Below are 26,115 nucleotides of genomic sequence, written 5' to 3' on the forward strand. Positions count from 1 at the left end.
GATGACCCGCGTCAAAGTGTGCGGCGTCACCGACGAAACCGACCTCGCCGCCGTCGACGCGGCCGGTGCCGACGCGGTCGGTGCCATCTGCGACGTGCCCGTGGACACGCCCCGCGAGATTCCCCGCGAGCGCGCCCGCGAACTGTTCGCCGCCGCGCCGCCGTTCCTCACGACCACCCTCGTGACGATGCCCGACTCCATCAACCACGCCCGCGACCTCGCCCGCGAGGTCGGCCCGGACGTGCTCCAACTCCACGGCGACTTCGCGGCCGACGACCTCGACTCGCTCCGCGCGACGGGCGTCGGCGTCGTCCCGGTCGTCGACGCGACCGACCTCGCCAGCGCACGCGACCTCGCGCCCGTCGTCGATGCTATCCTCGTCGACACGCCCTCCGACTCGGGCGCGGGCGGCACCGGCGAGACTCACGACTGGGACGCCTCGCGCGACCTCGTCGCGGCGGTCGACGCGCCCGTGATTCTCGCTGGCGGCCTGACGCCAGACAACGTCGTCGAGGCGGTTCGAACCGTCGAACCTTACGGCGTCGACGTCGCGAGCGGCGTCGAGGCCTCCGGCGGCGTCAAGGACCACGACGCGGTCCGCGCGTTCGTCGCCGCGGCGAAGACGGCTCGCGGAGCGGTCGACGACCACGAGGGGGTCGTCGCGTGACGGCCCCCGACACCGACCGCGAGGAGTTCGTCTCCCTCGCCGGCGACGCGGACGGACCGGTCGTGACCCACCTCGTGGCCGACCTCGACGTGTCCGTGGACCCGCTGGCCGCGTACACGACGCTCGCGGACCGCAGCGACTACGGCTTCCTCTTGGAGAGCGCCGAGAAGGTCTCCTCGAGCAACCCGCAGGGCGCGTTCTCCGCGCCCGCGACGGCGGCCGACTCCCACGCGCGCTTCTCGTTCGTCGGCTACGACCCCGAAGCGGTCGTGACGGTCGGCCCCGACGGCGTCGACGTGACCGACCTCGGCGGCCCCGCCGCGGAGTTCGTCGGCGCGGGCGACGGCGACGTGCTCGACTCCCTGCGCGGCGCGCTCCCCGACCTCCCGCGCGTCAACTTCCCCGAGACGGACCGCCAGACGCTCACCGGCGGGCTGGTCGGCTTCCTCGCCTACGAGGCCGTCTACGACCTCTGGCTCGACGAGGTCGGCCGCGAGCGCCCCGACACGGACGACCCGGACGCCGAGTTCGTCCTCACGACCCGGACCCTCTCGTTCGACCACCGCGAGGACGCCGTCCGCCTCGTCTGTACCCCCGTCGTCTCGCCCGACGACGACCCCGGCGAAGTGTACGACGGCGTCGTCGCCGAGGCCGAGCGCGTCGCGGAAAAGCTCCGCGCGGCGGACGACCCCGCCCCCGGCGGCTTCGAGCGGACCGGCGAGGACGCCGGTTCGCGCGAGGACTACGAGGCCGCGGTCAGGCAGACGAAAGAACACGTCCGCGACGGCGACATCTATCAGGGCGTCATCTCGCGTACCCGGAAACTCCGCGGGCAGGTCGACCCCGTCGGCCTGTACGCCTCGCTGCGCGAGGTGAACCCCTCGCCGTACATGTACCTGCTCCGGCACGGCGACCGGCGCGTCGTCGGTGCGAGCCCCGAAACGCTCGTCTCCGTCAGGGGCGACCGCGTCGTCGTCAACCCCATCGCGGGGACGTGCCAGCGCGGGTCCGGCCCGGTCGAGGACCGCCGCCTCGCCGGCGAACTCCTCGCGGACGCGAAAGAGCGCGCCGAGCACACGATGCTCGTCGACCTCGGCCGCAACGACGTGCGCCGGGTCTCGACGCCCGGGAGCGTCCGCGTCGAGGACTTCATGAGCATCATCAAGTACAGCCACGTCCAGCACATCGAATCGACCGTCTCGGGGACGCTCGACCCCGACGCCGACGCTTTCGACGCCACGCGAGCGACGTTCCCCGCGGGGACGCTCACCGGCGCGCCGAAGGTCCGCGCGATGGAGATTATCGACGACCTCGAAGCCGAGCCCCGTGGCGTCTACGGCGGCGGCGTCGGCTACTACTCGTGGACCGGCGACGCCGACATGGCCATCGTCATCCGAACCGCGACGGTCGACTCCGGCGGCGCGGACGACGCCATCACCGTCCGCGCGGGTGCCGGCATCGTCGCAGACTCCGACCCGACCGCGGAGTACGAGGAGACGGAACAGAAGATGGGCGGGGTGCTCGACGCCGTCCGCCGCATCGAGTACGGGACCGAGGAGGCGTCGCAATGATTCGGCTTGTCGTCGTCGACAACTTCGATTCGTTCACGTACAACCTCGTGGAGTACTTCTCCGAGCAGACCGTCGAGGGCGAACCGCTCGACATCGAGGTGCGCAAGAACACCGCGTCGCTCGACGAGATACGCGACCTCGACCCCGACGCCATCGTCATCTCGCCGGGGCCGGGCCACCCGAAAAACGACCGCGACGTGGGCGTGACCAACGACGTGCTCACGGAGCTGTCGACCGAGATTCCGACCCTCGGCGTCTGTCTCGGCCTCGAAGCCGCGGTGTACGCCTACGGCGGCACCATCGGCCACGCGCCGGAGCCGATTCACGGGAAGGCGTTCCCCGTCGACCACGACGGCGCGGGCGTCTTCGCCGGCCTCGAAGACGGCTTCCCGGCCGGGCGCTACCACTCGCTCGTCGCCACGGACGTCCCCGACTGCTTCGACGTCTCGGCGACGACCGACCACGACGGCGAGGCGCTGGTGATGGGCGTCCGCCACCGCGACTACCCCATCGAGTGCGTCCAGTTCCACCCCGAGAGCGTGCTCACGGGGTCGGGACACGGCGTCGTCAGAAACTTCCTCACGGCGGTCGCCGGCTTCGACGTGGCCTGAGACGAAGGCGCGTCAGCCACGTCGGTTCGGCCGCGACCGCGGCCTTCGCGGCTTTCGCGTGGTCGCGGACCGGAGCCTGTTCTCCCGCGGTTACAGGACGTTGATGCCGAAAAACGAGAGCAACAGCAGCGCGCCCACGACGATGGCGGCGATAGTGACCAGTCGCCACGCGATTTTGAGGAACAGCCGGCCGACGAGGATGACGACGGCGACGGCCGCGAGCACCACGAGCATCTGACCGAGCGGCCCGGACAGCAGGCCGCCGAGCTGTAACGGGGTGAGCGCGAGGGGAGTCAGTACCATACCCCGATATGACACCCGTAGAGCGGATAAGCTTGTGGGCGGTCTCGTCGCGCGGTTCCGGTGTGATTTTCCCGCCGAAACGACCGATTTCGGAACCCCTGAGTGACTGCGAAATTCGAACATACGAATTCTGATAGTTATGTGGCTGTCGACTGTCCGGGATTCCTTTATATCCTCTCCGGTGATGCGGGACAGTTCACCATGTGACGGGTTCAGACGCCCTGGCTCCCCCCTCACGTTCTACTGGATATCACCGCTACGTCTTGCGATTTTTGGCGTCACAATTTCACTTCCACTCCGCTCTACCTACGGTTATGTGGTTTCCGTCCGTCGTATGAATCCGTGCAGTTCGGACCCGGTCGTCGGCCGTCGTCGTAATTGAACTAATTATGATACGTTCGGCGGTCGAACCTCCGAGTTCGAAGCCCTTAACCAACCACGCAACACACACCAATATCGTCACCAATGAGCGGAATTTCCGGACACTATCGACGCGACCTCGCTCGAACGCGGCTCGGGCGGGAGGGACAGTAAGATGAGCGACGCGAACCTCTCGACGGACGAACTCGTGCTGCCGGTCAAGCGGACCGAAGGCGAGACCCTCGAAGCGCGGATGACGGGCAACGCCTACAACAACATTCTCCCCGCCCGCTACCTCCGCAAGGACGCCGACGGCGACCTCGTCGAGACGCAGGAGGACCTGTTCCCCCGCGTCGCGAAGAACATCGCGCTCGCGGAAGCCGTCTTCGAGGCCGAAAAACGCGACATCGAACTCACGGTCACGCCCGACCTCATCAAGCCGGATCACCCGCGCCGCGACGAACTCGCCGCGGAGGTCTTCGGCAAGGGCGTCACGGCCGACGACGACGAGGCCGAGACGACGCTTTCGGTCTACAACGTCAACAAGTTCGCCTACGACACCCTCGTCCCCGAACTCCCCGAGGAGGTACGCGAGGTCGTCGTCGAGAAGCGCGAGACGTTCGAGGAGCTGATGGAACAGCTCTCCTTCATGCCGAACTCGCCGACGCTCATGAACGCCGGCGACGAACTCCAGCAGCTCTCGGCCTGTTTCGTCGACTCACCCGCCGACGACATCACGGACATCCACCAGACGGCCAAGGAGGCCGCCGAGGTGTTCCAGTCCGGCGGCGGCATGGGCTACGCCTTCTGGAAGCTCCGCCCCTACGGCGACGCGGTCGGCTCGACCGGCGGCATCGCCTCCGGCCCCATCACGTTCATGCGGACGTTCGACCAGATGTGCGAGACCATCGCGCAGGGCGGCGCGCGCCGCGGCGCGCAGATGGGCGTCATGCGCGTCAGCCACCCCGACGTCATCCAGTTCCTCCACGCGAAGAACAAGGACGTGTCGCTCGCGCACACGCTCCGCCTGAACGACCCCGACGACTTCACCCACACCAAGTTCGTCGACGCGCTCGACGAGGCGCGCGAACTCATCGACGAGGACGGCCGCGTCCCCAAGCACCTCCGCAACGCCGTCGAGGGCCACCTCTCGAACTTCAACATCTCCGTCGGCATCACCGACGGCTTCATGGAGGCGCTGTACAACGACGAGGAGTTCGTCTTCACGAACCCCCGCACCGAAGAGCCGCACGTCGCCACGCCCCAGACGAAGGAAATCTACGACATGTTCGGTCTCGGCGAGTACGTCGAGGTCGGCGAGGTGCTTTCGGTCCCCGCGAAGGAACTCTGGGACCAGATTATCGAGGGCGCGTGGGAGAACGGCGAACCCGGCGTCGTCTACCTCGAACGCGCGAACAAGGAGCACTCCTTCGACGTCGAGAAACACCCCGACCACCAGATTCTCGCCACCAACCCCTGCGGCGAACAGCCGCTGGAGGAGTACGAGGCGTGTAACCTCGGCCACATCAACCTCTCGACACTCGTCGCGGAGGATTCGCCCGACTGGCGCGTCTGGTACGACGCCCACGGCGACGAGTACGACTCGCTGGAGGCCGCGACGGAGGCGTTCCTCGAAGACGCCGTCGACTGGGAGGAGTTCAACCACCGCATCGAAAGCGGCACGCGCTTCCTCGAAAACGTCGTCACGATGTCGGACTTCCCGGTCGAGAAAATCGAGGAGAAGGTCCGCGAACTCCGCAAAATCGGGCTCGGCATCATGGGTCTCGCTCAGCTGTACATCCAGCTCGGCGTCCGCTACGGCTCCGACGAGGGCAACGAAATCGCCCAGCAGCTCATGACCCACATCAACCACGGGTCCAAGCGGGCGTCCCACGAACTCGCCGAAGAACGCGGCCCGTTCGAGGCGTGGGAGGACTCGAAGTACGCGAACCCGACCGAGTACCGCGAGTGGTTCGAACACCACACCGGCGAGTCCGCCGACGACTGGGAAGACGGCTACCCCATCCGCAACCACAACACGACGACCATCGCCCCGACGGGCACCACGTCGATGGTGTCGAACACCACTGGCGGCTGTGAGCCCATCTACAACGTCGCCTACTACAAGAACGTCTCCGACGACGTGCAGGGCGACGAGATGCTCGTCGAGTTCGACGACTACTTCCTCCGCGTGCTGGAGGCCAACGACATCGACGTTGAGGCCGTAAAGGAGGAGGCACAAGAGCAGATGGCGAGCAACCAGTTCGACGGCCTCTCCTCGCTGTCGACGGTTCCGGACGCCATCTCCGAACTGTTCGTCGTGACCTCGGACCTCGCGGGTATCGAGCACGCGGGCGTCCAGTGCGCCCTCCAGAGCGGCGTCGACTCCGCCATCTCGAAGACCTGTAACTTCCCGAACAGCGCCTCGAAAGAGGACATGGACGAGGTCTACCGCTACATCTACGACCACGGCGGCAAGGGCGTCACCGTCTACCGCGACGGCACCCGCTCGAAGCAGGTGCTCACCACGCGCGCGAAGAACACCGAGTTCTCCGACGACGAGGAGGCCGCCGAGGCCATCGTCTCGCAGATTCGCGACGTGTTCGGCGACGTGGAGGCGTTCCTCGACTCCGAGGAGGTCTCGGACCTCATCGGCAGCGAACTCGAACTCGCCTTCGCCGACTCCCCGAGCGACGTGGGCAAGAAGCGCCCCCGTCCGGACGTGCTGTACGGCGTCACCCAGCGCATCGACACCGGCTACGGGAAGCTCTACGTCAACATCAACGAGGACGAACACGGCGAGCCGTTCGAGCTGTTCGCCAACATCGGCAACTCCGGCGGCTTCACCGCCTCCTTCACCGAGGCGCTCGCCAAGACCGTCTCGACGTCGCTCCGCTCGGGCGTCGACCCCGAGGAGATTGCGAACGAACTCAAGGGTATCCGGAGCCCGAAGGTCGCCTGGGACAAAGGAGAGCAGATTAACTCCATCCCGGACGCCATCGGGACCGCGATGCGGCGGTATCTCGACGGCGACATCGACAAGGGCTACCCGCAACAGCAGAACCTGACCGAGGTCGAAGCCGAGGCCGCCGCGGCCGAGGACGCCAACGCGGACACCGACGGCGGCGTCGCCGTCGACGACGGGTCCGACGACGACGCCGTCGCGGACCTGCTCGCGGCGGGCGAGAGCCCCGAGTGTCCCGAGTGCGGCGAGATGGACCTCTACTACTCCGAAGGCTGTAAGACCTGCCAGAACTGCGGCTGGTCCGAGTGCTGAACGCGAGGTAGTACCCCGTCGCAGTCGCGGTCTCGTCACGTTCGTTCCGCGTTTTTCTTTTGTGTCTCCGCTCCGCGAGTTCGTACTATCTCGTCTCTCGTCGCCGTGTTCGACGCGGTCGTGAACGGGGACAGCCGGGGTCGTGACCGACCGGTAAGCACGGCGACGAACACGGGATAGAAAAGAAACCTCCGAGAACGTGTCAGATGTTCTTTAAAATTCTCTCTCGAAGGGAGTGGTTAGGGACTTAAACACAATATAAACACTATATTAATGCCCGAATTCGAGGGCGAAATTGACCATTAATCTGGTACGTAGATTTAAGTTATCCCGCGGATACGAGTCGGGTGGACACACCGCGACGGGTGCCGGGCAGGGATGCTGGTCGCGCAGCGACGACCGCGCCACCGGCGTCTTCGGCGAGCGATACCGTCCGGGTGTCGGACATAACGCATGCAACTCAAACATCTCTTCACGGAAGACCGTGCAGTCAGTCCCGTCATCGGGGTTATCCTGATGGTGGCGATTACAGTGATTCTCGCGGCCGTCATCGGGACGTTCGTCCTCGGCCTCGGGGACCAAGTCAGCGAAACGTCGCCGCAGGCGAGCTTTAGCTTCGATTACAACGGAGAAGGAAATCTGACCATCACCCACGAGAGTGGCGAACAGATTGCCGCAAATCAGGTGACAGTGACTGGTGATTTCGACGACTCCGGTAGTAACTGGACCGATCTCGGTGGTTCCGACCCGATCACAGCAGGAGGGTCCGCCATTGCAAACAAGTCTGGTGGATTCGCTGACGGCGACACCGTTCGCGTCGTCTGGAACTCGCAGAGTGGCAGTACGTCCTCTACGCTCCAGCAGTGGACCTACAACGGATAGATGAATTTCAAACACCTCCTCGCGGAAGACGACGCGGTGTCGCCGGTCATCGGCGTCATCCTCATGGTCGCGATTACCGTCATCCTCGCGGCCGTCATCGGGACGTTCGTCCTCGGCCTCGGGGACCAGGTCGGCGACACTGCTCCGCAGGCGAGCTTCGGCTTCGACTACAACGGCACCGCCCTCACGGTCACCCACGAGAGCGGGACGTCAATCGACGCCGCGCAGGTCAACATCACCTCCTCGGTTGCCCTGAACGACTCCGCGGGTCAACTCGCAGGGGCGAGCGGGACGACCGAGACCTGGGAATCGATAACCTCGGATTCGGAGATTACCGCCGGGAGCCAAGCGACGGTTGTCGAGCAGAACGCCGACGACCTCTCGACCGCGACTGTTCGAGTCATCTGGACCTCCGAGAGTGGCAGTAACTCCGCCACCCTCCAGAGCTGGTCCGGCCCCGACGCCTGAACGCGACACAGCCTTCGCGGCATCGTTTTCTTCCGACTGGCCGACCCACCGAGCCGCGGCTGATTCGACTCCTGCGGCGCGCGTCCGGCCGCGTCGCTGACACCCGATCAGACGGACAAACTACGTCGTCGCGAGAACAGCCGATTCTTCGCCGTTACAACGGGGAACGCGCCGGTCTCAGACCGGGCGGCCGTCCTCGGACGTGCCGACCATCCACGTTCCGAGGGTGAGCGCGCCGGCACCGACGACGAGTGCGTAGGACATCACCTGCGCGGAGTTCGGCAGCATTCCCGGCAGCATAGCGAGCGTCCCGACGATCATCAGCACCATCCCGATGACGGCTTTCTTCGAACTGAGCAGTCCCATGTCGGTCTCTCCGGAAGCGTCCGATATGGAACTTGCGCTTTTGATTCGCCGGGTTACTCGTAGTCCCGTTCGCCAGCAGGAACGACCACGTCGAGCCAGTTCTCCTCCGGCGGAAGCGGACATTCGAAGGTCTCGGTGAACGCGCAAAACGGGTTGTACGCGAGGTTGAAGTCGACGACGACCTCCTCCAACTCGTCGAGGGGCGCGTCGGGCGTGAGTTCCATGTACCGACCGCCGTTGTAGGTCTGCTGTCCCGTCGTCTTGTCGCGGAAGGGGACGAACAGCGTCGGCGAGTCGTCGTGTTCCTGACGGTACGCGCCGAGGGTGAGGTCGGTGTCGCGGAGTTCGAAGTGGAACGTGGCGACGCGGAGATACCGGACCTCGCCGTCGGTCGAGGTGTCCATCGTCACCGGTTCGGGGTCGGCGTGCGTCTCGACTGACGCGGTCACGCGGTAGTCGGGGTCGGGGTCGAAGTAGTCGAGGCCGTCGAAGTCGTCCCGTTCCTCCGGCGGAATCGGTGACTGCGGGTGCGACCCGAAGAAGTCGTCTTTCTCCTCGCGCTTCGCCCGGAGCTCGGAGACGTAGGCGTCGGCGTCGAACGCGTCGTCGGTCATGCGCGCCGATACCCGCCGACGACACCTACACCTGACGGTTCGGGGCCGCTTCCGAAGCTGTTACGCGGACAAGTGACGCTTGGCGACCGAGATGCGTTCGAACTGGTCGGGCGTGAGGTCGATGTCCGCGGCCACGACGTTCTCGCCGAGCTGGTCGACCGTTCGCGCGCCGACAATCGGCGCGGTGACCTGCGGGTGATGCATGAGCCACGCGAGGCTGACCTGCGCGGGCGACGCGCCGACCGCCTCGGCGACCTCCTCGACCTGTTCGAGCGCGTCGAAGTTCGCCGGCGTGAGATACGAGTCGGCGAATCGCTGGTCGTTCGCCGCTCGGGAGTCCGCGGGCGGGCGCTCGTCGCGGGCGTACTTGCCCGTGAGGAAGCCGCCGGCCAGCGGCGACCACGGGACGATGCCGATGTCGTAGTCGGCGCACATATCGAGGTAGTTCCCCTCTATCTCGCGGTTGACGGCGTTGTACCGCGGCTGGGCGACTTTGAACGGCTCGTAGCCGCGCTTGTCGGCGAGTTCGTTCGCCTTGACGACCTTCCAGGCGTTGGGTTCGAGCGTCGAGGTGCCGAGGTAGTTCACCTTCCCGTCGCGGACGAACCCGTCGAGCGTCCGCATGAACTCCTCGACCGGCGTCTCGTCGTCCCACCGATGGATGTACAGCAGGTCGACGTAGTCGGTGCCGAGCCGGTCGAGAATGCGGTCTATCTGGCGGCGGAGATGCTTCCGGTTGAGCCCGCGGCCGTTGGCGTCCTCGCGGGTGGGCCAGAAAACCTTGGACGCGACGACGAACTCCTCGCGGTCGCGCTCGGCCAGCCACTCGCCGATGTACGTCTCGCTGGCACCGTCGCCGTACATATCGGCGGTGTCGATGAAGTTCCCGCCGGCGGCGGCGTAGGCGTCGAGCAGCTCGTGGGCGCGGTCGCGTCCGACCTCGACCGCGCCGTCGTCGTTCTGCCGACCGAACCGCCACGTCCCGAACGCGAGCTCGGAGACCGTCGTTCCGGTCCGTCCCAGTGGAACCATCGAAAGCGACATACTGACTCCGAAGACCGGACCGCGGTAAAGCGACTCGGTTCCCGATGGTCGAACGTGAGGGACATCCGGCAGTGGCCGGATGGCCGCACAGAGCCCGAGAGACGGGAAACGAGAGGACGGCCGCGGAGATGGAGGGAAAACGCAGTTCGTTGTCGCAAACCACGACCCGCGCCGGTGTACGACCGCGTCTACGAACGGGCGTAGTTGTGGCCGATGACGAGCGCGAGCGCGTTGACTGCGAGAAGCGCTCCGAAGACGGTGAACTCGCTGGCTTCGAGGCCGCCGAACAGCAAGGGAAGATACAGGAACGGGAGGGCGACTGCGGCCCAGAAGCCGACGAACCGAAGCGGTGCGGCGACGAGTTCGAAGCCGAGGCGGAGCGGCCGTTCTTCCGTTACGACCTCGCGGAGTTGGGAGAGGCGTTCACGGGGGACCGTGGATGGGGAGTTCGACATTGGTTGGGGGGCACCTACGACTACAACATGGAGCGGAGGGGTCATAATTAGGTGCGAGAATTCGACTCGTTTCATACTCGTTTACCCACGACTATCCGGTAAATGTGAAGTTTCATCGATAGACGAGCGGCCGCCTAATACTTCATAACCTCGCCTAACTCTTTTATTCACGGAATAGTCACGCGTTCTTGAACGGTCGTCGAACCCTGAATTTCCGCGGGTTTTCTCCGGTTCGAACGCGGCGCTCGATACGGTCGGGAGCCCGACACGTCGCCCGCGGTCCGACGGATGGTTCGGTCGGCGTCGCTCCCGCAGGGATTTAGCCCGCGGGCGCAACTGTCGGGGTATGCCCGACCTCAATCGCGTCGCAAAGCGCATGTACAACATCCACCCGAACGCTATGCGCCTCGTCGTCGGCGAGGAGATAGACGGCACGTTCACGCTGGAGAGCGCGGAATTCTTCCAGACCGACTTTCAGGCCGAAGGCGGACTCGACGGCGACGACGCAGTCTATCGGTTCGCGACGACGGAGCACAACGACGCGGTCGTCGTCGGTCGACAGCGTCCCGGCGAAGACGGCTGGACGATGATCGGAGAAGTGGAGACGGTCGAGCGGGTTGACGCGACGGACGCGACGGACGCGTAGCCGCGCGCCCACTCAGTCGGTCGCGCGGGCACCGTCACCGAATCGATAGCGGAGTTCGCGCCGAATCGCCCCGCGCTTCAGGAGGACGAACCCGAGGAAGATGAGGGCGAACCCGCCGACCGTGGACGGTGTCGGAACCTCGCTCAGGAACGCCCAGCCGGAGAGCGCCGCGAAGACGGGGGCGACGTACGAGACGAGGTTGATTTCGATGGGACCGAGGCGGGCGAGCAGGTCGAAGTAGATGAGGAAGCCGAGCGCGCTCGCCGCGAGTGAGAGATACGCGAGCGCCGCGACCGACTGGACGTTAAGGACGACCGCCCCGGGGCGCTCGCCGAGGCCGAGGGACGCGACGTGCATCAGACCCGCGCCGAGGAGCATCGACCACGCCTCCATCGTCTCGATAGGCAGCTCCGAGTCGACCCGACGTGTCAGGACGGAGCCGAGGGCGAAGGCCGCGGCCGCGCCGAAGATGAGGAGTTTCGCGACCGTACCGCCGGCGAGGAGGTTGCTCGGGTCGAGTTCCGAGAGGACCGCGACGCCGACGAGTCCGAGGAGGAGGCCGACGACGCCGAGGGGGGTGAGTCGCTCGCTCGGAAGCAGGAGTCGCGCGAATCCGGTCGTGAGCACCGGACTGAGGCTCACGATGACGGCGGCGGCGGCGCTCGTCACGGTGGGGTCGGTCTCGCCGATAAACAGGAGCGCGTGGTACGCGGCGATAAGGAACACCGCGCCGATGGCGACTTCGGTCCACTCGGCTCTGCCGCGCGGGAGCGGCGAGTCGGTGGCGTACAGCGCGTAGGCGAGCATCACGACCCCCGCCACGTCGTACCGGAGCGCCGCGAACAGCACCGGCGGGAAGAACTCCAGCCCGGCTTTGATCGCCATGAACGCGGACCCCCAGACGGCGGCGAGGACGACGAACAGACCGACGTTTCGATACCGTGTCACAGCGATGGTGCGCCCGGTAGGGGCCTGAACGTTTCGTTACGGGGCGGTTTCGCCGGTGCCGCGAGGGCGGCGTCGGCCGAGGCCAGCACTCGTCGCCCGCTGGATCCGAGTCAGTCGTCGGCCTCGGCGGCCGTGCCGGCGTTCGTCTCGACGACTATCACCTCGTCCGAACCCTCGTAGAGGTGGCAGGCCGCGGGATGCGGCACGTCACCGACGCCGGGGCGTCGCGTCTCACAGGGGCTCTCGAAGCGGTCCCGAAGCGTCTCGCTGGCGCGGTCGACCTCGCCCTCCGCGAGGTGGCCGAGCGCCGTGTCGACGACGCTCGCGACCTCGTCGTGGAGCTCGTCGTCGACGTGTCGCGCGCGCGCCTCCTCGATGAACGCCTCCGTGTCCTCCCGGTCGGGGTCGGCAGCGTCCCAGATATGGTCTTGGTTCACGTCACCGACCGCGAGAGCGTCCCGAAGGTCCATCACGGCGCGGTAACTCCCCTGTTCGATGGCGAGGTCGTCAGGGGGGATGACCTCCGGACACCGAGTCCGGAAGCGACAGCCGGACGGCGGGTTTCGCGGCGACGGCACGTCACCCGGCAGCGCCTCGACCCGTCGGCCGTGTTCGGCCGTGGAGGGTCGGGGAACGCTCTCCAACAGCGCCTTCGTGTAGGGGTGTTTCGGAGACTCGAACAGGTCGTCGGTCGGACCGAGTTCGACGATGTTGCCGAGGTACATCACGGCGACGCGGTCGCAGATATGGCGGACGACCGAGAGGTCGTGCGCGATAAACAGATACGTCAGCCCGAACTCCTCCTGCAAATCGTCGAGCAGGTTCAACACCTGCGCCTGCACGGACACGTCGAGCGCCGACACCGGTTCGTCGAGGACGATGAACTCCGGTTCGAGCGCGAGCGCGCGAGCGATGCCGACGCGCTGGCGCTGGCCGCCGGAGAACTCGTGGGGGTAGCGGTCGAAGTGGTTCGCGGAGAGGCCGACCCGCTCTAACAGGTCCGTGACCCTGTCGCGCCGCCACTCGCGTTTGGACTCGCCGTCGGCGGACTCGGGAATCCCGTGAATCTTCAGCGGTTCGGCGACGATGTCGCCGACGGTCATCCGCGGATCGAGACTCGAAAACGGGTCCTGGAAGACGATTTGGGCGTCCCGGCGGAACGCCTTGAGTTCGTCGTCGTCCATCTCGAAGACGTTCTTTCCGTCGAACGTGACCGCGCCGCCGGTCGCCTCGCGGAGTCGGAGCAGCGTCTCTCCGGTCGTGGACTTCCCACAGCCGGATTCGCCGACGAGGCCGAGCGTCTCGCCGCGTTCGACCTCGAAGGAGATGCCGTCGACGGCCTTGACGCTCGTCGGGTCGCGCCCGAGGAGGCTGTCGACGAACGAGTCCTGTTCGAAGTAGTACTTCTGGAGGTCCCGAACCGCGAGGAGCGACTCAGTCATCGGCGCTCACCTCCCCGGCCGCCTCGCCCCCGTCGACCGAATCGACGGCGTCGGCGGGGTCGTACTCCTGTTCGGCGAGGACGCACCGGACGCTGTGTCGGCCGTCCAGTTCGTACTCTGGGATGCGGGTCAGGCAGTCGGTCATGGCTTTGGGACACCGGTCGGCGAAGTAACACGCGTCGGGCATCTCCGAGTCGAGCAGGCTCGGCACGTTGCCCGAGATGGGTTCGAGGCGGCCCGAGGGGTCGTCCACGTCCGGAATCGACCCCAACAGTCCCTGCGTGTACGGGTGGACGGGGTCGTCGAAGATGTCGGCGAGCGGGCCGCGCTCGACGACCTCGCCGGCGTACATGACGCCGACACGATCGCACATCCGGGCGATGACGCCCAAGTCGTGGGTTATCATCAGGATGCTCATCCCCTCCTGTTCCTGCAAGTCGCGCAGGAGGTTGAGAATCTGCGCCTGAATTGTCACGTCGAGCGCGGTGGTCGGCTCGTCGGCGATGAGTACGTCCGGTTCGCCGGCGAGCGCCTGCGCAATCATCGCGCGCTGGAGCATCCCGCCGGAGAACTGGTGGGGGTACTCCTCGGCGCGGTCCTCGGGGTCGGGGATGCCGACTTGGTCGAGCAGTTCGACCGCGCGGTCCATGCTCTCGTCGTCGACGTAGCTCTTCGAGGGGAGAAGCGAGTCCACGAGGAGCGAGCCGAGGCCGTAGCCCTGCGTCCGCGAGCGCGTGCTGCGCGGGTTCGACCGGGCGCGGCGCTGGACCTCGACCGCCTCGGCTATCTGCTCGCCGACGGTTATCGAGGGGTTGAAGCTGCTCATCGGGTCCTGAAACACCATGCTGAACGACGGGCCGCGGAGCGACCGGCGGACGCCCTCCGGGAGCCGTCGGATGTCCACGAGGTCGCCGTCGACGGCGTCCGGTTTCGACTCGCGGAACTCCTCGGCGAGGTCGGCGTTGCGGTACCATATCTCGCCTTGCGTCACGCGGCCGGGCGACTCGATGAGGTCGATGACCGACAGCGCGGTCACGGACTTGCCGGAGCCGGACTCGCCGACGATGCCGAATATCTCGCCGTCTTCGACGTCGAACGAGACGTGTTCGACCGCGTTGACCTGCCCCTCCTCGGTGAAAAAGCGGGTGGAGAGGTCGCGGACGCTGAGAATCGTGTCGGCCATCTCAGACGCCCCCCTCCCCTTCGATGCCGGGGTCGAGCGCGTCTCTGAGCCAGTCGCCGACGAGGTTCAGCCCGATGACCGTCACGACGATGGCGAGGCCGGGCATCGTCGAAATCCACCACGCGGTGGACTGGTACTGCCGGCCGAGGGCGATGTCGAAGCCCCACGACACGTCGGCCCCGGAGAAGCCGAGGAACGACAGCGCCGATTCGAGCAGGATGATGGCGGCCACCTGAATCGTCGCCAACACGAGGATTGGCGTGATGGCGTTCGGGAGGACGTGTCTGAGCACCGTCCGCCCGTCGCTCGCGCCGAGCGCCTTCGCGGCCTTCACGTACTCCTCCTCGCGGATGGAGAGCGCCTCGCCGCGGGCGACGCGGGCGAACCACACCCAGTTGACGAGCGCGACGACGACGATGACCGTCCCCGGGAGGACGACCGTCTCCGGCATGCCCGTCGGTAACCCGACCGCCGAGCGGAACACCGGGGCGATTCCGGTGGCGACGAACGGGTCGGGGATTGGCGCTTGCGCCTGCCCCCAGACGCCGACGAGGGCGATTGCGAGGACGAGCGAGGGGAACGCGAGCATGATGTCCGCGCTCCGCATCAGCACGTCGTCAACGCGCCCGCGATAGAACCCCGCCGACAGCCCGACGAGGACGCCGATGAGCGCCGCGAGCGACGTGCCGAACAGGCCGACGAGGATGGACGTTCTCGCGCCGTAGATGATGCGCGAGAGGATGTCTCGCCCGTTGCCGTCGGTGCCGAGCGGGTGGGCGAGCGTCGCGTTCGTGTAGACGGTCTGCGTCTCGGTGACGACCTGCCCGTCTTCGATGACGACGCTCCCGTTTTCCATCTGCGTCACCTCTCTGGTCTCCGTCGTGCTGAAGCCGAGCGGCGGTTGCCGGGCGTTGTCGAGGTCCTGTTGAGACGGGCTATACGGCGAGATAAACGGGGCAAAGATGGCCATCGCCACCATGAGGACGACGACGACGATGCCGAGTTTCGCGAGGAGACTCCGTCTGAGTTCCCGGCGAAGGTTTCTGCGTGTGCGTTCCGATATCATAGAGCGTTAATCGTAGGCCACCTGCGGGTTGACGTAGGCGTACAGGGCGTCAACGAGGATGTTCACGAGGACGAACCCGACCGCGACGACGATGAGCGAGCCCTGTAAGACCGGCCAGTCGCGGGCGTTGATGCTGTTGATGATGAGCGACCCGAGTCCCGGCCACGCGAAGACGGCCTCCGTGATGACGGCCCCACCGATGAGGGTGCCGAGTTGGAGTCCGATGACGGTGATGACCGGGATGAGCGTGTTCCGAAGCGCGTGCTTGTAGCGGACCAGCGTCTCCGGGAGCCCCTTCGCTCGCGTCGCGCGGACGTAGGTCTGTCCGAGTTGGTCGAGCATTCCGCTGCGGGTGAGCCGCGTGATGAGCGCGGTGAAGTACGTCCCGAGCGTGATTGCGGGAAGCGTGATATGCCACAGCCACGTCCCGAAGCCGCGTATCGCCGCGCCCACGTCGCCGCCGGCGAGAAGCACCGCGATGCCGTCGAGGCCGATGGGGCGCTGACTGGTCGGGAACGCGTCCAACTGCACCGCGAGCACGAGGATGAGCATCACGCCCAGCCAGAAGTTCGGCGTGCTGATGCCGACCAGCGAGAACACGGTCGCGCCGTAGTCCGCCGGCTCGTGACGCCGCGTGGCAGAGAGGACGCCGAGCGGAATCGCGATGACGACGGCGACGACTGTCGCCGCGATGGCGAGTTCCAGCGTCGCCGGGAGTCTCGCCACGACGCGGGCCGAGACCGGCGTCCGGGTGACGAGCGACAGGCCGAGGTCACCGAACGGGATGCCCGAGATGAACTCCCAGTACTGCACGTACAGGGGCTCGTTCAGCCCGAGTTCGGCGATGACCTGCGCTCTGACCTCCGGGTCAACGTCGGGCGGCAACAGCACGTTCGCCGGGTCCCCCGGCGAGATGAACCGGAGGCCGAAGACGACCGTGATGACCCCCCAGATGACGAACAGCCCCTGGAGCGAGCGTTTGATGAGGAACCTCGACAGCGACATCGACTACTGCTGGCTCATCGCGTACGCGTCGATGCGCTCGTCGGAGCGGGCCTCCCACGCGATGGCGTCGTTGACGCCGTAGACGCTGTACTGCTGGTTCAGGAATATCCACGGGCACTGCTCGTGGGCCATCGCGTTCGCCTCTTGGAGCGTCGCTTCGCGCTCCTCGCCGGACTGGTTGCCGGCCTGTTCGAGCAGCGCGTCGAACTCCTCGTTTTGCCACGTCGTGAGCGTCCCGTCGGAGGAGAGAAGCGCCTCCATGACGAGGCCGCCGTCGAACGTCGCCTCGCCCCAGCCGATGAGGAACCACGGCGGGCGGGCCTCGATACTGCCCGCGAGCAGTTCGTCGACGAGCGACCCGAAGTCGCGCTGGCGGACCGTCGCCGTGACGTTCGGGAGTTCGTCGATGTAGCCCGCGACCGCCTGCGCGACTTCGAGGTCCTTCAGGTAGCGACCGACCGGCGTGTGAAGCTCGATTTCCGCGCCGGCGTAGCCGGAGTCTTCGACCAACTGCTCGGCTTGGTCCGGGTCGTACGGGTAGGGGTCGAGGTCGGGGTTGTGCCCGACGAACTCGGGGAGGGTTGGCTGGCCTGTCTGCGTGCCGAAGCCCTCAAGCACGTTCTGGACGATACTTTCGAGGTCGATTGCGTAGTTCATCGCCTGCCGGAACTCCATCGAGTCGAACGGTTCGACGTCGTAGCGCATCCCGTTGTAGATGATGCGGGTCGACGGGGACGCGGCGACGCGGGCGTTGTCGGAGTTAGTGACGCGCTGGACCTCCTGCGGCGGGACGTTGACGATGAGGTCCGTCTCGCCCTGCAAGAGTTGGTTGACGCGCGTGCTGGCCTCGGACGCGGCGCGGAAGGTGAGCGTGTCGACCGCCGCGGGCTCCCGCCAGTAGTCCTCGTACGCCGTGAGGACGACCTCCTCGTCTTCGGTGTACGAGTCGAGTTGGAACGGCCCCGTACCGTTCATGTGCTGACTGATGTACGCCTTGTCGTTCTCCTCGACCCACGACCGCTGCATCACGTCGAGGTAGGTCGCGAACTCGGAGAACACGATGGGGTTGAGAGACGCGTTGTTGACCCTGACGGCGTTCTCGCCCTCGATGACCTCCGCGCCGGAGACGCCGGCGAGTTGGTCGCTCTGCGGGCTGGCGAAGCCGACCTCCTCGTCGACGACGCGGTTGATGCTGTACGCGACGTCCTCGGGGGTGAGTTCGTCGCCGTTGTGGAACGTGACGCCCTCGCGGAGGTCGAAGCGGACCGCGTTCTCCCCGTCGATGCGCTCGTAGTTCGTCGCGAGCGCGGTCTGAATCGACCCCGCCGCGTCGCGGGTCAACACGCCCTCGTACGCGTGGAGGACGACGATATCCGTCGACGTCTCGCGGTGGTCCTGGGGGTCGAGGCCGGAGGGCATCTGACCCTGCGTGATAGTCACGTCGAACGAACCGCTGTCCTCGGTCGTCGTCGTCTCGGCGGTCTCCGTCTCGTCTCCGCCGGTCGTCGTCTCCGTGGTCTCCGATTCCTCCCCGCCGTTACCGGTACAGCCCGCGAGCGCCGCTGCCGCCGCCGCGCTGCCTGCCAACTTAATGTATGAACGTCGACTAGTATGCGAAGTGTTGTCAGCCATCGAAGGCACATTGAGTTGACCGTTCTTATATCCATTGCCTGTGCCCCGACTTCGTATAGCGTTCTGAGAATATATTACAGATAGTTATCCCACTGAGGAATCGACTTCTGACACGGGCGCATCGCACCTCAGATACGGGGTACGTTTATTACGCCCCATCTCCGAAACGTTCGTATGGCCGTGACCGGCCGTCCCACACTTCGGGACTTGTTCGACGAGTCGCCGACGCCTCACATCGCACACCCGCCGCGCACGCATCAACGGCACTTCTACGTCGCGACGGACGGGTCGTATCGCCCGAACGGCGGTGGACTCGGTGCGGTGATAGAGACCCGCGACGGCGAGCGAGTCGCCCGTATCGCACTCCCTGACGTGCCGCCGGACAACAACGTCTCGGAGTATCGCGCACTTCACCTCGGACTGGACGTGCTCGCCCATCGCGCGCCCCCCGGCGCTCGGGTCGGCGTCCTCGTCGACCACGACGACCTCGCCGCGAACGTCAACAACGCCGTCCTCGCCGGCGACCACCCCGACTGGAAGTCACCGAAGCGAATCGTCGTCCCCGCCGGCAGCGAACACCACTGGCGGGGGATTCAGGCCCGTATCGCCGGCTTCGGAGAGCTTCGCGCCGCGCGAATCGACAGCCGAGAGAACCCCGCGCACCCGCTGGCGAACGCGCCGAACGAGTACGAACACGTCAACCGGCGGGCAGACCGCTGCGTGCTCCCCGACCCCCCGGAGTTCGAAGCCGACTCCGGCACCGACGTGAGCTACCTCCCGCCCTCGCGGTTCGAAGGGCGCGCGAGCGACTGAACGCAGGTCGTCGACGACCCCACGTTCGCCCCGTCCATCGAGTGGGCCGCCGAGCGCGAGCAGTCCCACCGGGGCGGCGCCGTTCCGGGCCGCCACCGTCGGGCGACCGTCCCCTCTCCGGCCGGTCACTCCTCCATCAAAAAGTTGACAACACGGAGCGACGACGCCGGACGTATGGACCCCGCGGAGACCGTCGGCGCGTTCGACCCTCGGAGACGCGGGCTCTCGCCGCTCGGTGCGACCGCGCGCCGCCACGCGCGCCGACTGGTCATCACCTCACTCTTGACGGCCGTCGTCGTCGTCGTCGCCGTCCGCGACCCGGGGCTCCTCTCACCGACCGCCGGTGTTTCGACAACTGTCGTCGGCGTCGGCGGCCCGACCTTCCTCGTCCGGCTCGAACTGGGCGCGCTCGCCGGCGCTCTCGCCGCCGGCGTCTCGCTCGTCGCCCTCGTCGACCGCGACCCGGCGGTCGACCTCCGCGCCGCCTCGGGGTGGCTCGCGCTCGCCGCCGCGGGCTTCCTCGTCGGAACCGTCGCCGCGCGGCAGCTCGCGCCGGGCCTCGTCGACGTACTGGTCGAGTGGGGCCGCGTAGCCGCCGATTCCCGACAGTCGACGCTCGAACTCGAACTGTTCTTCCCGGTCGCGGTCGGCGGCGGCGCGGCCGTCGCCCCGCTTCTGCTCGGATTACGCCGCGCCGGCGCGCTCTCGCGGCGACTCGCCGGGCGGACGAGAGGGCTGTCGCTCCTCTGTCTCGTCGCCTTCGCCGCGTGCTTCTCGCCGCCGGATTCGACGACGTTCGCGCTCTACGCGGCCCCGCCGGCGGTCGGGCTGGGCGTCGCCGTCGCGTGGGCCGAGTTCGGGTGAGCGTTTCGCTGAAAAAAAAAGCAGAACCGGAGTCGTCAGCTACTCTTCTTCCTGCGCGTCCACGACTGCCGTCATCGGCAGGTCGCACGACCACCTTTTTTTCGGTTCGGGTTCGCTCCGCTCACCCTCTCCGCAAAAAGCTGGACCAAAAAGGCCCTCGCTCCGCTCGGGAACTTACTCCTCTTCCTGCGCGTCCACGACCGCCGTCGCCGCCAAGTTCACGATGTCTTTGACCTCGTCGCCGCGCTGGAGGACGTGGACGGGTTTGTCCATGCCGACGAGCATCGGGCCGATGGCCTCCGCGCCGCCGAGGCGCTGGAGCAGTTTGTAGCCGATGTTGCCCGCTTCGAGGTTCGGGAACACGAGGACGTTCGCGGGGCCGTCGAGCTCAGCGAAGTCGTAGGTTCCTTCGAGGATGTCCTCGACGAGGGCGGTGTCGGCCTGCATCTCGCCGTCGACCGGGAAGTCGACCTCGGGGTCGTCCTGCAGGAGCGCCGCGGCGTCGCGGGGCTTGCGCGTCCCCTCGTTCGTGACGCTGCCGAAGTTGGAGTACGAGAGGAGCGCCGCGCGGGGTTCGACGTTGAACTGACGGGCGAGGTCCGCGGTGTGCTTCGTAATCTCCGCGAGAACCTCCTCGTCGGGGTCGAGGTTGACCGTCGTGTCGGCGCAGAAGACGACGCGGTTCTTGAACGTCATCATGTAGACGCCGGCGGCGTAGTCGGCGTCGTCGGCCGTGCCGATAATCTGGAGCGGCGGGCGCAGCGCCGACGGGTAGTGGTGCGTGAGACCCGTCAGCATCGCGTCCGCGTCACCGACTTCGACCATCACGCTGGCGAAGTAGTTCGAGTCGCGGCGGACGAGCTCCTCGGCCTCGGAGTTCGTGACGCCCTTCCGCTGTCGAAGCTCGTAGAGACGGTCGACGTAGTGGTCCCACTCGCCGTCGCGGGGGTTGGCGATAGTCGGGTCGAAGTCGAGACCCAGCTCTTCGGCCTTGCGCAGAATCGTCGTCGTCTCTCCGACGAGGATGGGTTCGGCGATACCCTCCTCCTGCATCTGGTAGGCGGCGCGAATCATCTTCTCGTCTTCGCCCTCCGCGAGGGCGACCCGCTTTGGGTTCGACTTCGCCTTGTTGAGGACGACGCGCATCATCTCGCGGGACTTCCCGAGGCGGGCTTCGAGGCGCTCGCGGTACGCGTTCATGTCGAGGCGCTCGCGGGCCGCGCCGGAGGTCATCGCCGCCTGCGCGACCGCGGGGGCGACTTCGAACAGCACGCGGGGGTCCAGCGGCTTGGGGATGACGTAGTCGGCACCGAACTGGAGCGGGTGGTCGCCGTAGGCCTTGACGACCGCGTCGGGCACGTCCTGGCGGGCGAGTTCGGCGAGCGCCTCGGCGGCGGCGCGCTTCATCGCCTCGTTAATCTCGGTCGCGCGCACGTCGAGCGCGCCGCGGAAGATGAAGGGGAACCCGAGAACGTTGTTCACCTGATTCGGGTAGTCGGAGCGCCCGGTGGCCATGATAACCGTGTCGTCGCGGGCCTCCTTCGCGTCCTCGTAGGTGATTTCGGGGTCCGGGTTCGCCATGGCGAAGATGACCGGGTTGTCGGCCATCGACCGCACCATCTCCTGACTGACGATGCCGCCGACCGAGAGCCCCGCGAGCACGTCCGCACCCTCCATCGCGTCCGACAGCGAGCCCTCGTCGACCGGCTTGGCGAACTCGGCTTTGTACTTGTTCACGTCGCCGTCCTCGACGCGCGACTCGGTGATGATGCCCGAGGAGTCGCACATCGTGATGTTCTCCTTTTTCGCGCCGAGGGAGACGTAGAACCGCGCCGTCGCGAGCGCGGACGCGCCCGCCCCCGAAAAGACGATGTCGAGTTCGTCGAGGTCCTTGTCCACGATGTCGGCGGCGTTCAAAAGCGCCGCCCCGGAGATGATGGCCGTGCCGTGTTGGTCGTCGTGGAACACGGGGATATCCATCTGTTCCCGGAGCTGTCGTTCGATTTCGAAACACTCCGGGGCCTTGATGTCCTCTAAGTTGATGCCGCCGAACGTCGGCTCCATCGCCTTCGTCGCCGCCACGAAGTCGTCCACGTCGGCGATGTCGAGTTCGACGTCGAACACGTCGATGTCGGCGAAGCGCTTGAACAGCACGCCCTTGCCCTCCATCACCGGCTTCGACGCCTGCGCCCCGATGTCCCCCAGCCCGAGGACGGCGGAGCCGTTGGAGACGACGCCGACGAGGTTGCCCTTCGCGGTGTACTCGTAGGCGGCGTCTTCGTCCTCCGCGATGTCGAGACACGGCGCGGCCACGCCCGGCGAGTACGCCAGACTCAGGTCGCGCTGTGTGTTCGTCGGCTTCGTCGTCGCTATCTCGATTTTTCCGGGCGGGTCCTGTCTGTGATATTCCCGTGAGTCGTCGTCCAGTCCCATGACCCACACGTCCTCACGCAGGGGGCAAAAAGCTATTCAACAACGTCGAATTTTGACTTCGACAATAGTCGAACCTCCGGCGGACGGCGGCGAGGTCGCGGCGACGAATCGACGCCGCTCCGCTCGAAAAATTACTCCGGTTCGATGTGAAGAATTTCCGGCCGTTCGAGTTCGACGGTCTCGTCGGCGTCGGTCACGGTCCGTGTCGGCCAGCGGCCGGTCATGGTCAGCGGCTCGACGCCCTCGTCAGTGACGAGCGCGGTTCCCTCGCTCTTTGCGCCCTGAATGGTCGGGTTGTAGGCGTAGCCCATCGGCGCGTGGACCTCGTCGTCGGCGTCGGGCGTGGCGAACCACTCGCGGCCGGCGAACCCGGCCGCGCCGCCTTGATGGTGGTTCAGCCACTCTTCGGACTCGCCAACCGAGTCGTAGGCGTCGCGAATGGCGTCGAACACGTCGCCCGCAGTACCGCCCTCCGCGGCCGCTTTTCGGGTCGCCGCCAGCGCCTCCGTCTCGACCTGCATCGCCCCCTCGTGGCGGGTTTCGAGCCACTCGGGCGCGTCGAACGCGACGGTCCGCGTGCAACTCGCGTAGAGGCCGCCGCGCTGAGCCGTCACCGAGACGAGCGCGTAGTCACCGAGTACCTCCTGTTTGGGCGTGTAGTGGCGGTAGTTCTGGGCGCGTCGTCCGCCCCCGACGAGCACGACCGGCGCTTCGATGCCCATCGCGCTGAGCGTGACCTTCAGACCGGAGGCGACCTCGTGTTCGGTGTCGCCCGGCGCGAGTTCGCGGCAGACCCGCTCGACCGCGCTCGCCGCGTCGCGGCCGAGTTCGCGGTAGGCCTCGATGTCGGCGTCCGAAAGCGGCTGGCGGACGGCCGCGGCGTCGACGTCCTCGAAGCCGGGCACGTCGAAGTCGGCGGCGGCGGGGGTCGGCGAGACCGCCTCGACGCCGGACGCCAGCGAGCCCTCGTACCACTGGAAGCGGTGGACGCGGACGTCCTCGTGGGGCAGTTCCTCGTGGAGCAGGCGGGTCGCTTCGATGTTGTCCGTCACGACGTGGAACTCTTCGCCATCGTAGCCGGCGGCGGCGACGCCCAACGGCGAGTCGCGGTCGACGACGTTGTCGCCGCCGAGGAGCCACGCGAAGGAGTTCGGTCGGGCGAACCAGACCGCTTCGAGGTCACGGTCTGCGAGATACGCGTCGAGTCGGTCCGCTCGGGAGTCGAGTCGCTCGTCCATGTTCGCGCGTCCAACCGAACCGACTTGAATGGGACGGCTCGGACAAGTGGGACGAACCCCCTCAGAGCCGTTCGGAGCCGACCGGTGCCGGCCGCGGGACTGCGTTCCGGGATGACATCTTCGAGGACCATACCGACGAAATATAAGTTCGCGCGGTCCCGACCCACGCGTATGACACCTCGGCTTCGCCGCCTCCTCGCGGGGGCCGCCGCGATGACCGGCGTCCTGATGGTCCTCGGCGTGTACACCGCCGCCGCGGGCGCGGGTCTCACCTGCGCCGGGCGCTGGCCGTTCTGCGACGGCTTCCTCGGCCTGTTCCCGGCCAACTGGGGCAGCTTCCTCGAATGGTTCCACCGCCTCGTCGCCATGCTCACCGGCTTTCTCATCCTCGGGACGACCGTGCAGGCGTGGCGCGAAGGCGTCGCAAAAGGGGTCCGCTACGCGCTCGTCGTCGCCACGGTCATCCTCCCGTTCCAAATCGTCCTCGGGGCGCTCACCGTCACCGAGTACGAGTGGGTCATCCTCACCGCCCACTACGTGGTCGCGACCTCCATCTTCACCGCCGTCGTCGCCGCCGCCGCGTGGGGACTCGTCGACCGCGGCGTCCCCCGCATCGCCGACGCGGTCAGGCTCGCGCTCGTCGGCGCGCCCGTCATGCTCGTCCTCGCGCCCCACGCGTTCGTCTCCTTCGGCCCGACGACGCAGGCCGTCTACTACGTCGTCGGCCTCGCCACCTACGCCGCGCTCCTCGCCGTCACGCTCTGGGCGAACGCCGCCCACGGCCCGCGGGCGGACGCCTACGGCCGGCTCAGGTTCGTCACCGCGCCCGCGAGCGTCGTGGTCGTCGCGCTCCTCATCGCCGGCCGGCAGGTGTACGGCCCGGTGCTCGAACTCGCCCACCTCGGCGGAACCGTCCTCGCGCTCGTCCTCGTCGTCGGCGCGGCGGTCCTCGTCCGCGGCGGCCTCCCCGTGCCGCAGGCTGGCGAGCTGAACGACGCCGACTGACGACGGGCATCGGCGCGGCTCACTGCTCCTCGCAGTCACTCTTTGGGCAGCTCGGTTGGTTCCGTCGGCAACGATTCCGCCGTCTACCCCAGCAGAGACAACATCTCACGTGATAGTTGTAGATTAATCCGAGAAGACGATAGTGTGGTGAAGATGTTTCAGTTAGACATATATCTCACCCATCCACACAATTTCCGGATATTTTTCGTCAATATCGACACGAATTGAGGAGCGGACCGAAGAAGTGTTATATGGTGCTGTGCTACCTGAGGGCTGTTATGGAACGTCGCACCTTTCTGAAGGGCTCCGCCGGAGCCGCGGCCGCGTTCACGCTGGCCGGCTGTCTCGGCGGCGGCGAAGGCGAGAGCGAATCGACCGAGACGACCTCGACGACCGAGGCCGAAACCACCGACTCGACCGACTCGACCGAAACTACCGAATCCGGCGAGGCGAGCGAGCTGCCCGAGACGATTACTATCGGTTCGGACATTCCGTACCGTCCGTTCGAGTACGAGACGACCGAAGGCGACCTCACCGGGTTCGACGTCGACATCGCAGAGGCCGTCTTCGATGGTCAACTCGGCATCGACTACGAGTTCAAGCCGACGAGCTTCGACTCCATCATCCCCTCGCTGAACAACAACAACTTCCGCATCATCATGTCCGCGATGACCATCAACGACCAACGCGCGCAGGAGGTCGACTTCTCGGACCCCTACTTCACCGCGTACCAGACGGTCATCGTCCGGCAGGACAGCGACATCCAGTCCAGAGAGGACCTCCGCGGGACGACCGTCGGCGTCCAGAAGGGCACCACCGGCGCCGACGCCGCCCTGGAGTTACAGGAGGAGTTCGACGGCGAACTGGAACTCAACCAGTACGACCAGGTCACCGGCGCGTTCCAGGCCCTCGTCAACGGGCAGGTCGTCGCCGTCATCAACGACAACACCGTCAACGCGGAGTTCGTCAACAACCAAGGCGAAGGGGAGGTCCGCTTCCTTCAGGGCGAGGGCGCGGCCGCCGAGTCCGGCGAGAACGCCCCCGATTACCTCACGCTCACCGTCGAGAACTACGGCATCGCGTTCCGTCAGGACGACGACGAGTTCCGCCAGCGGGTGAACGAGGCGCTCGCCGCTATCAAGGAGAACGGGACGTACGACGAGATATACGCCGAGTACTTCGAGGGCTGAACGCGGCCCCCCTTTTTATCGACTGACAGAGA

General features: G+C 66.6%; 24 protein-coding genes. 11 read left to right on the plus strand and 13 right to left on the minus strand.

Annotated features, from left to right (window positions below):
• Position 1 precedes the first annotated feature (1 nt).
• From trpF to trpG, 3 genes are read left to right on the plus strand one after another with little or no spacing between them, the layout of a single operon-like run.
• Positions 2 to 667, plus strand: coding sequence for a phosphoribosylanthranilate isomerase (gene trpF, locus DVK03_RS10885; protein WP_115802930.1), 666 nt, complete (start codon positions 2 to 4; stop codon positions 665 to 667).
• Positions 664 to 2,238, plus strand: coding sequence for an anthranilate synthase component I (gene trpE / locus DVK03_RS10890; RefSeq protein WP_115802931.1), 1,575 nt, complete (start codon positions 664 to 666; stop codon positions 2,236 to 2,238). Before trpF ends, trpE begins: the two co-directional genes overlap by 4 nt.
• Positions 2,235 to 2,849 (plus strand): anthranilate synthase component II, encoded by a 615-nt coding sequence (gene trpG / locus DVK03_RS10895; RefSeq protein WP_004042365.1) that lies wholly within the window; start codon positions 2,235 to 2,237, stop codon positions 2,847 to 2,849. Before trpE ends, trpG begins: the two co-directional genes overlap by 4 nt.
• 90 nt (positions 2,850 to 2,939) lie before the next feature.
• Here trpG and DVK03_RS10900 read toward each other — a convergent pair whose 3' ends face one another.
• Positions 2,940 to 3,152, minus strand: coding sequence for a hypothetical protein (locus DVK03_RS10900; protein WP_004042362.1), 213 nt, complete (start codon positions 3,150 to 3,152; stop codon positions 2,940 to 2,942).
• Between the two features lie 535 nt (positions 3,153 to 3,687).
• On the opposite strand from DVK03_RS10900, the gene DVK03_RS10905 reads away from it, so the two are divergent.
• From DVK03_RS10905 to DVK03_RS10915, 3 genes are all read left to right on the plus strand, one after another.
• Positions 3,688 to 6,789 carry an adenosylcobalamin-dependent ribonucleoside-diphosphate reductase gene (locus DVK03_RS10905; RefSeq protein WP_115802932.1) on the plus strand — a complete coding sequence of 1,034 codons (3,102 nt, stop codon included), beginning with the start codon at positions 3,688 to 3,690 and terminating at the stop codon, positions 6,787 to 6,789.
• A gap of 453 nt (positions 6,790 to 7,242) precedes the next feature.
• A complete protein-coding gene (locus DVK03_RS10910; protein ID WP_115802933.1) occupies positions 7,243 to 7,671 on the plus strand; it encodes a type IV pilin in 429 nt (142 codons plus the stop codon).
• Positions 7,672 to 8,139, plus strand: coding sequence for a type IV pilin (locus DVK03_RS10915; protein WP_115802934.1), 468 nt, complete (start codon positions 7,672 to 7,674; stop codon positions 8,137 to 8,139). It abuts the gene before it with no gap.
• 177 nt (positions 8,140 to 8,316) lie between these two features.
• On the opposite strand, the gene DVK03_RS10920 is transcribed toward DVK03_RS10915, so the two are convergent.
• The 4 genes from DVK03_RS10920 to DVK03_RS10935 all read right to left on the minus strand — a co-directional run bounded on the left by DVK03_RS10920 (position 8,317) and on the right by DVK03_RS10935 (position 10,618).
• On the minus strand, positions 8,317 to 8,505 hold the full coding sequence (locus tag DVK03_RS10920) for a hypothetical protein (protein WP_004042355.1): 189 nt from the start codon (positions 8,503 to 8,505) through the stop codon (positions 8,317 to 8,319).
• 53 nt (positions 8,506 to 8,558) lie between these two features.
• The gene (locus DVK03_RS10925) at positions 8,559 to 9,119 is read right to left on the minus strand and encodes a DUF1684 domain-containing protein (protein ID WP_115802935.1); all 561 of its coding nucleotides are present in this window, start codon (positions 9,117 to 9,119) and stop codon (positions 8,559 to 8,561) included.
• Between the two features lie 60 nt (positions 9,120 to 9,179).
• Entirely contained in the window at positions 9,180 to 10,163 is a 984-nt protein-coding gene (locus tag DVK03_RS10930) for an aldo/keto reductase (protein ID WP_004062530.1), read from the minus strand.
• Positions 10,164 to 10,351: 188 nt separating this feature from the next.
• Entirely contained in the window at positions 10,352 to 10,618 is a 267-nt protein-coding gene (locus DVK03_RS10935; RefSeq protein WP_004062531.1) for a hypothetical protein, read from the minus strand.
• A 346-nt stretch (positions 10,619 to 10,964) separates the two neighbouring features.
• Here DVK03_RS10935 and DVK03_RS10940 point away from each other — a divergent pair, with 346 nt between their 5' ends.
• Complete coding sequence (locus tag DVK03_RS10940; RefSeq protein WP_004042347.1) at positions 10,965 to 11,264, plus strand: hypothetical protein; 300 nt, start codon at positions 10,965 to 10,967, stop codon at positions 11,262 to 11,264.
• Between the two features lie 12 nt (positions 11,265 to 11,276).
• On the opposite strand, the gene DVK03_RS10945 is transcribed toward DVK03_RS10940, so the two are convergent.
• From DVK03_RS10945 to DVK03_RS10970, 6 genes are all read right to left on the minus strand, one after another.
• Positions 11,277 to 12,212 (minus strand): DMT family transporter, encoded by a 936-nt coding sequence (locus tag DVK03_RS10945; RefSeq protein ID WP_004062532.1) that lies wholly within the window; start codon positions 12,210 to 12,212, stop codon positions 11,277 to 11,279.
• A gap of 110 nt (positions 12,213 to 12,322) precedes the next feature.
• Positions 12,323 to 13,654, minus strand: coding sequence for an ABC transporter ATP-binding protein (locus tag DVK03_RS10950; RefSeq protein ID WP_115802936.1), 1,332 nt, complete (start codon positions 13,652 to 13,654; stop codon positions 12,323 to 12,325).
• The gene (locus DVK03_RS10955) at positions 13,647 to 14,837 is read right to left on the minus strand and encodes an ABC transporter ATP-binding protein (RefSeq protein ID WP_004062534.1); all 1,191 of its coding nucleotides are present in this window, start codon (positions 14,835 to 14,837) and stop codon (positions 13,647 to 13,649) included. Before DVK03_RS10955 ends, DVK03_RS10950 begins: the two co-directional genes overlap by 8 nt.
• Before the next feature lies 1 nt (position 14,838).
• The gene (locus tag DVK03_RS10960) at positions 14,839 to 15,903 is read right to left on the minus strand and encodes an ABC transporter permease (protein WP_115802937.1); all 1,065 of its coding nucleotides are present in this window, start codon (positions 15,901 to 15,903) and stop codon (positions 14,839 to 14,841) included.
• A 6-nt stretch (positions 15,904 to 15,909) separates the two neighbouring features.
• A complete protein-coding gene (locus DVK03_RS10965; protein ID WP_004062536.1) occupies positions 15,910 to 16,908 on the minus strand; it encodes an ABC transporter permease in 999 nt (332 codons plus the stop codon).
• A 3-nt stretch (positions 16,909 to 16,911) separates the two neighbouring features.
• Positions 16,912 to 18,495 (minus strand): ABC transporter substrate-binding protein, encoded by a 1,584-nt coding sequence (locus DVK03_RS10970; RefSeq protein WP_233521777.1) that lies wholly within the window; start codon positions 18,493 to 18,495, stop codon positions 16,912 to 16,914.
• Between the two features lie 219 nt (positions 18,496 to 18,714).
• Between DVK03_RS10970 and DVK03_RS10975 the strand changes: the two genes are divergently transcribed.
• A complete protein-coding gene (locus tag DVK03_RS10975; RefSeq protein ID WP_004062538.1) occupies positions 18,715 to 19,353 on the plus strand; it encodes a hypothetical protein in 639 nt (212 codons plus the stop codon).
• A 174-nt stretch (positions 19,354 to 19,527) separates the two neighbouring features.
• A complete protein-coding gene (locus tag DVK03_RS10980) occupies positions 19,528 to 20,217 on the plus strand; it encodes a hypothetical protein (RefSeq protein WP_115802939.1) in 690 nt (229 codons plus the stop codon).
• Positions 20,218 to 20,391: 174 nt separating this feature from the next.
• Here DVK03_RS10980 and DVK03_RS10985 read toward each other — a convergent pair whose 3' ends face one another.
• Positions 20,392 to 22,650, minus strand: coding sequence for an NADP-dependent malic enzyme (locus DVK03_RS10985; RefSeq protein ID WP_115802940.1), 2,259 nt, complete (start codon positions 22,648 to 22,650; stop codon positions 20,392 to 20,394).
• Between the two features lie 131 nt (positions 22,651 to 22,781).
• Positions 22,782 to 23,888, minus strand: a complete 1,107-nt coding sequence (locus DVK03_RS10990) for a Xaa-Pro peptidase family protein (RefSeq protein WP_115802941.1) — start codon at positions 23,886 to 23,888, stop codon at positions 22,782 to 22,784.
• Between the two features lie 213 nt (positions 23,889 to 24,101).
• Between DVK03_RS10990 and DVK03_RS10995 the strand changes: the two genes are divergently transcribed.
• Positions 24,102 to 24,893 (plus strand): COX15/CtaA family protein, encoded by a 792-nt coding sequence (locus DVK03_RS10995; protein WP_188148678.1) that lies wholly within the window; start codon positions 24,102 to 24,104, stop codon positions 24,891 to 24,893.
• A 278-nt stretch (positions 24,894 to 25,171) separates the two neighbouring features.
• Positions 25,172 to 26,083, plus strand: a complete 912-nt coding sequence (locus DVK03_RS11000) for a basic amino acid ABC transporter substrate-binding protein (protein ID WP_115802943.1) — start codon at positions 25,172 to 25,174, stop codon at positions 26,081 to 26,083.
• The last annotated feature ends 32 nt before the right edge of the window (positions 26,084 to 26,115 follow it).

Source organism: Haloferax sp. Atlit-109R (assembly GCF_003665865.1).
Classification (GTDB): domain Archaea; phylum Halobacteriota; class Halobacteria; order Halobacteriales; family Haloferacaceae; genus Haloferax; species Haloferax volcanii.